Here is a 10,949-nt window from a genome sequence, read left to right on the forward strand (position 1 = left end):
TAAATTAGGCTGATTTCTATTGGTAATAAAGTTTCCTTCCACAAATCTACGCCAGATCACCGATGCGCTGAAAAAGCAATAGTTCATCCACCGTGCGGACTGGCGCTTCCACCTGTGGGTAATGCCCGATCTGCTTCAATTCCACCACCCTGGCCCTGGGGACTACTTTCCGGTAACGGGCCGCCATGTGCGCACCCGAAACGGGATCGAGCGCACCGTTGATCAGCAGCATCGGGAGCAGGGATTTCTGCAGCGCGCCCACCCATCGGTCGCGGTACTGGTTCCGTTCCTGCATATACCGAATGAGCAAGGGAATCACCGTTTTCCCTTCCTGGTGATCGATCAGTTCCCAGAATTGATCAATTTCCTCCTCGGTAGGCTGGGTATGCGGGCCGAAAATGCGTCGGAAAGTTTTCGCCAGATTGGATTTTCCCAAAAAGGGCGTCATATACCGCCCAATCGGACTGATCAGTAACTTCTGAATGGGCCGGGCCTGGTGAATGCCAGGAAATAATCCCCCGTTCAGGAAAACGACCGATTGGATATCGAAAGAAAGATCTCCCGTCAAACGCCGGGCGAGCAATTCCTGGGCTACGGTATCACCGTAGTCGTGGGCCAGAATGTGGGCCTTCCTACATCCTAATTCCTGGAGGAGGTGTTCCTGCAGATCCGCCTGTTCGGCGATGCGGTAACGATAGGGGCGGGGTTTGTCGGAAAAACCGAAGCCCAGCATATCGGCAGCAATCAGGTGGAAATGATCTGCGAGCCGATCCCAGATGCGGTACCAGTCCCAGGAAGCGGTGGGAAAACCGTGGATCAGTAATAATACCGGCTTTCCGCCGCCGGACTGCCGGTAAAAGATCTGACGGCCGTTAAAATGCAGATACTGGCCGGCCGCCTGCCACTGTTGGGGAGTAAGGAGTGTCGTTTTCATTAGTATGGGATGACAATGGATTTCCTTACAAGGTAAGGAAAATTCGTGGTTTTGGGGAGGGGGCACACCAGACCTTCTAAGTCTCGCAGACTTAGAAGGTCTTTCCATACTCACCTCACCACCAAAGCCCGCGTCCAAACCACTTTGGTCAATATAGGTACAGCGCACTGTCATAGCTACAGAATAGGAAGGGACTAATGTTTCCAGGAGCAGCGCGCCGTCCTAATGATTTTCCATATCGGTTCATCAGGTCGCTACGCTGTAACGATGGTTATTTTCGGGCCAAAGGGATGGAAAAAGTACGGTACGCGGTATCTACCTGGACAATTTAGGAGGCCCACCGGCAGACCTTCTAAGTCTCGCAGACTTAGAAGGTCTTTCCACGCTCACCGCACCACCAAAGCCCGCGTCCAAACCCGCCGTCCCTGCACCAGACTGATCCAATACATCCCGGCGGGCAGATCACTCAGGTCCAAAGCCGTGGAAAAGCCGGCCGGAGATCGCTGCCGCTGCATTTTGCCATTACTGTCGAACAATACCAACTGACTGCCGGACAGATCCTCCGCCGATTCGACGGTGACCCGATCGGTGGCGGGATTGGGGAAGATGCGGAAAACGGCGGATACTTCGGGCGACCGGACCGGCGTACCCAGCGCGCCGAGATACCAGTAGCGCTTTTGGTGGAGTTCCAGCACGGGCGGCGTCCGATCGTAATTGAGTTTTTGGTCGGTGCTGAGCAGCCGCATGCGGATGGGGTCGAACTCATAGCCACTACTTTGGTAGACCCGCAGCGAATCGCCGTTGCCACGGCGAGAATACCGGTCCGTGAGCAGTTCACCGTCCGGTTGGTAGGATTTTTCGCGTTGGAAGTCGAACAGCCAGCCTTCCTGGTAATACAGGTATTCGTGGAACTCGGATCTTACCTGACCGTCTTCATTATAGAAATAGGTCGTTCGGGGCGACCAGAAGCCGGAATAGTGGGCTTCTCTCCACAGTTGCCGGTGCTCATTGTAAAACCACTGGGAGGAATCTTTGTAGGCCCATTCACTTCCCGGACTATAACCTCTGATCTCCACGGAATCGAGCCCGAAGCGGTTGATCCTGATTTGGAAATCCCGGGTCAATCTCCACTCCCCCGTCTCGATCCGGAGCTGATATTCCCGCTTCAGGGTATCCTGCCCGGCGGCGTTGTACTCGTGGGTCCAGCGATAGGCGTAGTCCAGGGTCCAGTCCTGATCCGTATACGGAGTCTCCCATCGCTGCCTTTCTATCAGGTTCTGGAAGTCGTCGTATTGATAATCCATGCGGCTGACCGGCCGCCAGCCGGAACCGTTGATAGGCCGGTGCCAGCTGAAGGTCGTCTCGCGGATCAGATTGCCCGCGGTATCGTACGCCCAGGTCAGTCGTTCCCGGGGTACAATTTGGGTTTCGCGGTTGCGCACCTTGAAATGATCCTGCAGCACTTCCCGGCCCAGTTCGTCGTAGTGGTAGATGAATTTTTCGGTGAGTATGGAATCAAGGGGAGAGGAGAAGGTGTAGATCTCCAGTGAATCGGCGTAAAGCCCCTGATAGACCTGGGCCGGCAGCGAACCCAGGAGGGCTACTACCAGCAGTAGAGCGGTAATAAATTTCATCAGAGCAGTTGTTTATGGGATTAATAATTTCCGTTGAATATACGACTACACCGGGGGATTTTACCCGTCTATCGGGCATTTTAACGCCCTCCTGTCCAGGATTTCTTGTGATTTCCTTAAGAAAAAAAGGCCTCCCTTAATAGAATATTACGAATTGCTTTAATTGATTAACGTCTGAATAACGCAGCCATAACAGACATTAACAGGCGCTTTTTCAATCTTTGTGTCGACGATACGGTAATGGTTAGCGGGTAACCCCAAAAAACCAAACCAAAACCGGAACTGCCAAAGGGCAAAACATCCGGTCGCCCCAATTGATCAGTTTGATAGCTGAAAACCAAAGTGCCGCGCCATTACCGTTCTCCGTCAATAACACCCTAACGCTTTGCCGACCGAAAGGTGGCTGTTGATAATCCAATCCGTATTCACAGAACCCCAATTTTTTAACACGCTTGTCAATCGACAATTTGTAAAAATTAATTGCCATGAAGCAGCTACTGTCTCTTGCGTGCATGGGGGTATTGTGCCTCCTGCTCAGCAGTCAACAAGCCAATGCACAGGTTTCCCGTAAGGGAGGAAAGGATCAGCCTAAAGTGGTCCTGAAAAAAGATAAAAACGAAACTTCGGAAACGGAGCCGCGCAACGAGCGCACCCGTACCGGAACCAGTACCGATAGAACTTCTACCCCCAGCCGTACCGAAACGGGCGGCCGTACCTATCCGGACCGTCGCCAGGAGCCGACCACTACCCGTCGGGAACCCTCAACGCGCCAGGATCGCAAACGTTACCCGGAAACGGAGAACCGTTATCCGCGTACCGAGCGTCGCTATCCGTATCCCACCGGAGATCGTACCAAAAGAGATCAGCGCGGAGATCGCGCCGTCAACGGTCGTTCCCACGGTGATTACCACGATGAGCACTGCGATCACCCCGGCAAAGGACGCCACCTGGGATGGCACAAGAATAAGAACAAGCATAAAAAAGGTAAAGGCAAGGGTAAAGGCGGAAAACATTAGCCGAAAGCGGGTGATCGTGCCCGCTCCCTTTTTACCAGAATTGCAATAATAATTCCCTCAAAAATTAATTCAATATCCGGTTTACGCCTGAGGATGGATGCACCTGAATTCAATCGAAAAACCAGTTCGGAACATTCATCTTCAATCGTAAACCCTCAATCAAAGCCCTTATGAAAAAGCTAATGATTACCCTCCTCGCTTGCCTTTGTGTTGGTACGGTAGCCGTTCAGGCCCAGAGTTCGGCCTTTATCGGTGGGCAAGCCGGCGGCAACTTATCCAAATTCAGATATACCAGTGACCTGTCCGAACTGTACCCGGGCGTGGAATCGCTTTTCGGCGTGAACGCCGGCCTCACCTTCGGTGTGGAGATCAAGAACTTCACCCTGAGTAGTGGGCTGCAGTACGTTCAGAAAGGTAGCACTTATTCTACCGATAACTTTGAAGACGAGAGCGGCGTCGGTTTCTTTACCGCCCGCGAACGACTGCATTTCGTTTCCGTACCGATCCTGTTGGGTTACCGGAAATATTTCGGTGACCGTTTCGGACTTTCCGTAGCGATCGGCCCTTCCCTCAACTTCGGTTTGGGTGGAAAGATCGACGAGGAGATTGAATACTTCGGTAGCGAAGACCTGGAAACCAGTAACTACCAGGTGAAATTCGGTAAAGGGGTGAACGAAGACTACAAACCGTTACAGGTCGGTTTTCAGTTCTCTCCGGGTATGGTGTTCAAGGTGGACAAGAACAGCAAACTGACTTTCAACGTGACCTGGGATTCCGGTCTGACCGATTCTTACGGCAAGCGGTATAAGAACGCCAACGATTTCTTCTCCGCCTACGATGGCGATCAGATGAATCGTTCCACGATCTTCACCCTTGGCTACGAGCGTCACTTCTCATTCGGAGATCGGTATTAAGTCAGTCAACAGTCGGCCGGCCCGCAGCCCGGGCCGGCCAACTGGAAAAAATTTCACGATATGTTAATCTGCAATAACTGCAACTCCGTCAATGACGATCATGTCCAGAAGTGCAAGCACTGCCAGATGTCGGGCAACTTTCGCCGGCAGATGGGCGAGAACCGGAGCGATAATACGCCGGTACTCCAGATCGTAAAAGTGCTTTGCCGCAACTGTGGCAGTGATTCGCCGGGCGAGGACACCAAATGTGTTCATTGCCGGTTTCCGCTGGTCCGTCCCGCAAAGGTCGAGGTCTGGTCCGAAAAAAGCGCGGAAGTGTCATCGACGATTCCATCAATAGAAAAGCAACAATAATGTCACGGAGAAATTCATCATTTTTCAATTTGTCCTTTCTGGATCTGCTGACCAGTGCATTAGGGGCCGTGATATTTCTATTTATCATCACGCCCAAAGGAGGGGCTTCGGCCGCTCAGGTGCAACAAATGGCGGTCTATCTGGATACGGTCAATCATAAAGTATTCGGTCTGATGCCGGATAGCCTGTGGCAAAAACAGGTGGGGGATACGCTCTTCACCGTGGTGGTCGATTACCAGACCATGCCGGAGGCTTCCAAGGAAAAAGAACGGATCATCGTACTGAACGAGAAACCGACCCGGCCGGCCGAAAAGCCGACCGAAAGACCGGTGAAAGTGAGCCAGCGGGAAGAACCGCAACCCGAACCCGAAGCCAAGCCGGCAACTCCGCAGGAGCCCGAACCGAAACCCGCACCGCCGGTGCCGGTATACCGGGGAGATGCGCCTTCGGTACCCTGTGATCTTTCGTTCGAACTGGCCTGGCAGGATATTCAGGACAACGTCGATCTCTACGTTTGCAGGGATGGTAACTGTGTGTACGGTGGCCGCAAACGCGATCGCTCTATCGGACAGTGGGATAGCGGGAAATCCCGTAACCGCTTATTCGGTAACGACCTGCGTACGACCCAGGAGGCGGTCCGTCAGTTTGACGGCCTGATCCCCGGCGAGTACCAGCTGTACGCCCACTTTAAGGCCAGCGCCAAGAACCGGACGAGTATTCCGGTACGCGGCCTGATCTATACGAAAAATAAGAAAGGCGAAGAACGCGGCGAGAACTTTAGCAAAACCCTGCGCATCACCGAGGACAAAGTCCTGATCGGTAAAGTACAGGTGAAAGCGGACGGATCGTATTCGTTCAGTCGATAGCACGGTGCACGGATCCGAAACGGAACTGATCTTCCGCTCCGGACTGCAGCCCGCTTCAAATTTTAATCCAAAAAAATACATGCCGCGATTATCGGCATTCACTAAAAAATAAATCAATCATGTTCAAGTCAAAATCCATTCAACTGGTATTTAGCGTTTTACTGGCCGCCGGTGTGTGGTTATTGCTGATCGTACTCGGTAACCTGTTTTCCGGCTCGCCGGGCATCCAGCGGTTTATGGAAGCCCTGGGCGGTTCCTACGGCGGATACATCCAGGCGGCGATCTACGCGGTATTTTTCTACAGTATTTTTGAATTGATCGAAAAGCGGAAATTTATCCGCCAGCAATATAATGGTTTCAATCTGGGCCTGCTGCCGGTTAAAGACCAGCTGGTACTGTCACCGGAGGAAGTAGCCACCATCAAGTTGAACACCATCCAGATGGAGCAGAACGGCAACCAGTTTCTGGTAGCGGATTTTATCAAAAAAGCCTGTACGCAGTATCGGAATGATCAGTCGGTGAGTGAGACGCTGCAGGTATTCAATTCTCAGGTCGACACCAGCAAGGAGGAGATGGACGGCCAGCTGGAGAAGATCCGTTATCTGCTGAGCGCCATTATCTCTCTGGGTTTTATCGGTACGCTGCTCGGTTTGTCCACTTCCATCGGTATGGCCCACCTGGCCAAAACGACGGAAGGCATGCCGACCATTACCCAGCACCTGAATATGGCTTTCGATACGACCCTGGTAGCCCTGTTGGTAGGTCTGATCCTTAACTTTTTCTACCACCGCTATCTGGAAGATCTGGATACGTTCTATTCCAGAACCAAATCGTACGTGATCGACAATTTGATCAGTAGGATCTATAAAGCTGCTTAATTATATATCATGTCATTTTAGTCGTAAGCCGCAGCTTGGAGAATGATGAGCCTTTTGGGCGCTTATTCGAGACCTGCCAGCTTACGACTTTTTATTTATAGAGCGGTCAACGCCCTTCGTTAATTGCTCTCGATCACCTGTCCCCGCTCTCGGTACAATTCCACCGGGCCGTCCAGTAAAACGGCCAGTACCGTCACTTCCGGATCCAGCGCTTCTTCCGGCAGGTCGATATAACACAGACCCGGTACGGAACTCCAGTAGGCCTTCCCGACGATCTTATGGCTCAGTTTGGTACCGTTCCCCAATACCCAGATCCGGTTGATCTTGTTCTTCAATCCCTTTACGACCAATGGTCCGTTCGGCCGGTGCGGTACGAATAGATAAAGCATCGTCTTGTCTTTGGACAGGGTGGTAGGTCCGTAATAATGCCCCGGCGGAATACCTGCCTCCGTGCCGTAGATGGCATCCTGGTGTTTTTTGGTCCAGCGCCCCAGACCTTCGAGGATCTCGACCTGTTCCGAAGGAATGGTACCGTCCGCTTTCGGACCGATATCCAACAGCAGATTTCCCCCCATACTCAGACAATCGATAAAAATACGGATCACCTGGTTGACCGTCTTAAAGTTGTGATCGTTGTACTGATAGCCCCAGGAATCGTTGGTGGTCATGCACAGTTCCCAGTAAGGTTCACTGGGCGGCACGATCGGCAGCCCCTGCTCCGGCGTAGCATAGTCCCCGTAACCCTGTAGCCGGGAATTGAGTATCACACTGGGCGACCAGTGCCGCAGCGAATCGCGGAGGGCGGCGGCCTTCCACTTTTCGGCGGATTGCTCCCAGTCGCCGTCAAACCAGTACAGGTCCGGCTTAAAGCGGGTGGATAACTCCCGAAGCTGGCCGAAATTGAATTTTACAAAGCGGTCCCATTTAGCGGGATCGTTTTCGTAGCGTTTCTGATTACGGGTAAAATTGGGATAATTGGGATCCGACCAGTCCAGCAGCGAATAGTAGAGCCCCATTTTCAGGTCCCGTTTACGGATAGCGTCGACAAAAGGCGCAACGAGATCGCGGCCGGCCGGCGTTTTATCCACTACATTGAGATCGCTCTGCTCCGTATCCCAGAGTGCCACGCCGTCGTGGTGTTTGGTGGTCAAGACCGTGTATTTGGCCCCGCTTTTTTGGATGAGATCCGCCCAGTAATCCGGGTCGTAATTTTTGGCGGTAAATCCGTTCAGTTGCTTCATGTAGTCCTCGTAAGACAAATACCCATTGTAGAACGACCAGGATTCGTCTATCCCGTCTACCGCGTAAATGCCCCAGTGAATGAAAATGCCCAGTTTAGCATCCTTGAACCACTGCATACGGGCGGCAAACTCCGGGTCCGCCTTTTCCTGGCTCCGGATAGTATCCGGCAGAAAACTGCATAGACAGATTAACAGGAATAAAGATCGATAGCTCATAGTATTCTTCTAAGTTTAATTCGTCCTTAATTATCGGTCGACGGTAGGTATATGATAACCGTTTAGGATCGCCGCCTCCCCCAGCTGGGAAACTTGATCTGCATACAGTCATCAAACCCCGATCGATCGCGTCAATATACGGTCTTTTGAATATCTTGCCGGAAAGCAACCATTCAATACTATGAAAGACCAACTTACACCAGTCCTGATCCTCCTTACCCTTTTCATCACCGGCCTGACCGCCTGCGGGGATATCGCCCCGGAGCCGGCCGGCCCGGAATATAAATTATGGTACGATCAGCCGGCAGATGCCACGCTGGCCGACGATAAGAACGGCTGGAAAGATGACCCGCACTGGCTGAGCGCCCTGCCGCTGGGAAACGGTTCCCTCGGCATCATGGTCTTCGGGGATGTACACCAGGAACGTTTGCAACTCAACGAAGAGAGTATGTGGTCCGGTAGTCCGGACGATAATGATAATCCCGCCGCCCGGGAAGCGCTGGATTCGATCCGGCAGTTGCTTTTTGCCGGAAAATACCGGGAAGCCAGTGCGCTCACCCAGCAGACGCAGGTCTGTAAAGGCGCGGGCTCCGGCCACGGCAATGGCAGTACCGTACCTTTCGGTTCGTTCCAGACGCTCGGGGATCTGCATCTGGATTTCGGTACGGACGGAGCCTATCAGAATTATCAGCGGGAACTCGATCTGCAGGATGCCGTCGCCCGGGTGAGCTACGAACTGGATGGCGTGCAATACCAGCGGGAAATTTTCACCAGCCAGCCGGATCAGGTGATGGTGGCCCGATTTACGGCGGATCAGGCCGGCAAGATCTCCTTTCACTGCACGCTGGACCGGCCGGAACGTTTCCTGACCGCAGCCGAACGGGATCAACTTGTCATGCGCGGTAGTTTGAATGACGGCAAAGGTGGTAATGGTTTGGAGTACGTGATACGAGTAAAGGCCCTGACTCAGGGCGGGGAAGTCAGCTACCAGGATACCACACTGACCGTTAGCAATGCGGATGAAGTGGTCCTCCTCCTGAGCGCCTCTACGGATTATCAACTGAATGATCCGGAATTCAGCGGCCGTGATTACGAAGCGCTGACCCAACAAAATATCGATGCGGCCGCCGCCAAATCCTACGAATCCTTACTAGCCGATCATAAAGCCGAGTACGATCAGTATTACGACCGGCTGCAAATTGCCCTGAATCCGCAGGATAGCCTGCAACGCATATCCACGGATGCCCGGCTGGCGGCCTACAAGGATACGCAGCGGGACCCTTATTTGGAAGCCCTGATGTTCCAATACGGCCGATACCTGCTGATCTCCTCCTCCCGGCCGGGTACGCTGCCGGCTAATTTGCAGGGCATCTGGTCCAATAAACTGCAAACGCCCTGGAATGGGGATTACCACACAGACGTCAACATCGAAATGAATTACTGGCCGGCGGAGGTGACCAATCTCTCTGAAATGCATTTGCCTTATTTCGATCTCCTGGCTTCCCTGACGGAACCAGGTAGTAAAACGGCCCGCATCCATTACGGCGCGGAAGGCTGGGTGGTCCATCCCATCACCAATGTCTGGGGCTATACCTCCCCGGGTGAGGCGGCCTCCTGGGGCATGCATACCGGAGCGGGCGCGTGGATGTGTCAGCACATCCTGGAGCATTACCGTTTTACCGGCGATCGGCAATTTCTGGAAAATATGTTCCCGGTCCTGGAAGGTTCCGCGCGTTTCTATCTGGACTGGCTGGTGCCTCATCCCGAAACGGGAGCACTGGTGTCGGGTCCGGCCGTTTCTCCGGAAAATACCTTTATCGCTCCGGACAGCAGTCGCAGCCAGATCAGTATGGGCCCCGCCCACGATCAGCAGGTGATCTGGCAGTTGTTTTCCGATTACCTGCAGGCCGCAGAAGTATTGGAACTGGATACGGAACTCACCGCCGCTATCTCTCAGGCCCGCGGACAATTAGCCGGTCCGAGCATCGGTTCGGACGGTCGCCTGATGGAATGGGCCGAGGAATGGGAAGAAGTAGAACCGGGGCATCGCCATATTTCCCATCTGTTCGCGCTGCATCCGGGTGCTCAGATCTCTTCTCTACAAACGCCCGAACTGGCGGCGGCGGCCGGAAAATCGCTGGATCATCGGATCGCCAACGGTGGCGGCCATACCGGCTGGAGCGCCGCCTGGCTGATCCTGCAGTACGCGCGTTTGCAGGAGGCAGCGAAAGCCAAACACAGTCTGGAGACGGTCATTTCAAAAAGTACTTCTACCAATTTGTTCGGCCAGCATCCGCCTTTCCAAATGGATGCCAACTTCGGATACACGGCGGGAGTGGCGGAAATGTTATTGCAGAGCCACGCCGGGGTGATCCACCTGTTGCCGGCTTTGCCCGCCGCCTGGTCGAACGGCTGGGTCCGAGGTCTCCGGGCTCGCGGCGGCTACACAGTGGATCTGGAATGGGAAAATGGTCAACTCCTCCGGGCCCATATTAAGGCGGATCGGGCCGGAAAATCCCGGGTACAATACGGTGATCAGGTGCAGGAGGTGGATATTGCTGTGGGGGATGTGGCGGAGTTGGAGTTTGGTGGTTAATTTTTTTGTGCTTTGATGTGCTAAAGTTTGAATGTTTGAATGTTTGAATGTGGAAATGTTTTGAGGTGTTGCGGTGTTGAAGTGTTGCAAGTCGTTGAACAGTAATTTGATATATCCGGTTTTTTATAGTGGAATATCAATTCCTCCTTTGGAAAATACTGCTCAATTTTGATGATTTTGGGTAGGCCGTCCCTGTAAATTCTCCAGGAGATAGTCTTCGATATAAAATTTGGCTATTGGCCGTTTCCCTTGTGGAGTTGTAAATCCGAAGATTGATGATTCTAGGTCTATACGGTCCCA

General features: G+C 53.0%; 9 protein-coding genes. 6 read left to right on the plus strand and 3 right to left on the minus strand.

What is annotated here, in order from left to right; genetic code table 11:
* Nucleotides 1–46 precede the first annotated feature (46 nt).
* Both CRP01_RS28330 and CRP01_RS28335 read right to left on the minus strand, forming a co-directional pair.
* A complete protein-coding gene (locus CRP01_RS28330) occupies nucleotides 47–934 on the minus strand; it encodes an alpha/beta fold hydrolase (protein WP_099153434.1) in 888 nt (295 codons plus the stop codon).
* 386 nt (nucleotides 935–1,320) lie between these two features.
* Nucleotides 1,321–2,568, minus strand: coding sequence for a T9SS type A sorting domain-containing protein (locus tag CRP01_RS28335; RefSeq protein ID WP_099153435.1), 1,248 nt, complete (start codon nucleotides 2,566–2,568; stop codon nucleotides 1,321–1,323).
* Nucleotides 2,569–3,053: 485 nt separating this feature from the next.
* Here CRP01_RS28335 and CRP01_RS28345 point away from each other — a divergent pair, with 485 nt between their 5' ends.
* The 5 genes from CRP01_RS28345 (at nucleotide 3,054) to CRP01_RS28365 (ending at nucleotide 6,596) form a co-directional block, all read left to right on the plus strand.
* Nucleotides 3,054–3,584 carry a hypothetical protein gene (locus CRP01_RS28345; protein WP_099153437.1) on the plus strand — a complete coding sequence of 177 codons (531 nt, stop codon included), beginning with the start codon at nucleotides 3,054–3,056 and terminating at the stop codon, nucleotides 3,582–3,584.
* Nucleotides 3,585–3,754: 170 nt separating this feature from the next.
* Nucleotides 3,755–4,498, plus strand: coding sequence for a porin family protein (locus tag CRP01_RS28350; protein WP_099153438.1), 744 nt, complete (start codon nucleotides 3,755–3,757; stop codon nucleotides 4,496–4,498).
* Between the two features lie 60 nt (nucleotides 4,499–4,558).
* A complete protein-coding gene (locus tag CRP01_RS41980; protein ID WP_143473564.1) occupies nucleotides 4,559–4,852 on the plus strand; it encodes a hypothetical protein in 294 nt (97 codons plus the stop codon).
* A complete protein-coding gene (locus tag CRP01_RS28360) occupies nucleotides 4,852–5,718 on the plus strand; it encodes a hypothetical protein (protein ID WP_099153440.1) in 867 nt (288 codons plus the stop codon). The genes CRP01_RS41980 and CRP01_RS28360 overlap by 1 nt, the downstream gene beginning before the upstream one ends.
* Before the next feature lie 119 nt (nucleotides 5,719–5,837).
* Nucleotides 5,838–6,596 carry a MotA/TolQ/ExbB proton channel family protein gene (locus CRP01_RS28365; RefSeq protein ID WP_099153441.1) on the plus strand — a complete coding sequence of 253 codons (759 nt, stop codon included), beginning with the start codon at nucleotides 5,838–5,840 and terminating at the stop codon, nucleotides 6,594–6,596.
* Between the two features lie 119 nt (nucleotides 6,597–6,715).
* Here CRP01_RS28365 and CRP01_RS28370 read toward each other — a convergent pair whose 3' ends face one another.
* Nucleotides 6,716–8,053, minus strand: a complete 1,338-nt coding sequence (locus tag CRP01_RS28370) for an alpha-L-fucosidase (RefSeq protein ID WP_099153442.1) — start codon at nucleotides 8,051–8,053, stop codon at nucleotides 6,716–6,718.
* A 181-nt stretch (nucleotides 8,054–8,234) separates the two neighbouring features.
* Between CRP01_RS28370 and CRP01_RS28375 the strand changes: the two genes are divergently transcribed.
* Nucleotides 8,235–10,649 carry a glycoside hydrolase family 95 protein gene (locus tag CRP01_RS28375; RefSeq protein ID WP_099153443.1) on the plus strand — a complete coding sequence of 805 codons (2,415 nt, stop codon included), beginning with the start codon at nucleotides 8,235–8,237 and terminating at the stop codon, nucleotides 10,647–10,649.
* Nucleotides 10,650–10,949: the final 300 nt, after the last annotated feature.

Source organism: Flavilitoribacter nigricans DSM 23189 = NBRC 102662, assembly GCF_002646595.1.
Taxonomy (GTDB): domain Bacteria; phylum Bacteroidota; class Bacteroidia; order Chitinophagales; family Saprospiraceae; genus Flavilitoribacter; species Flavilitoribacter nigricans.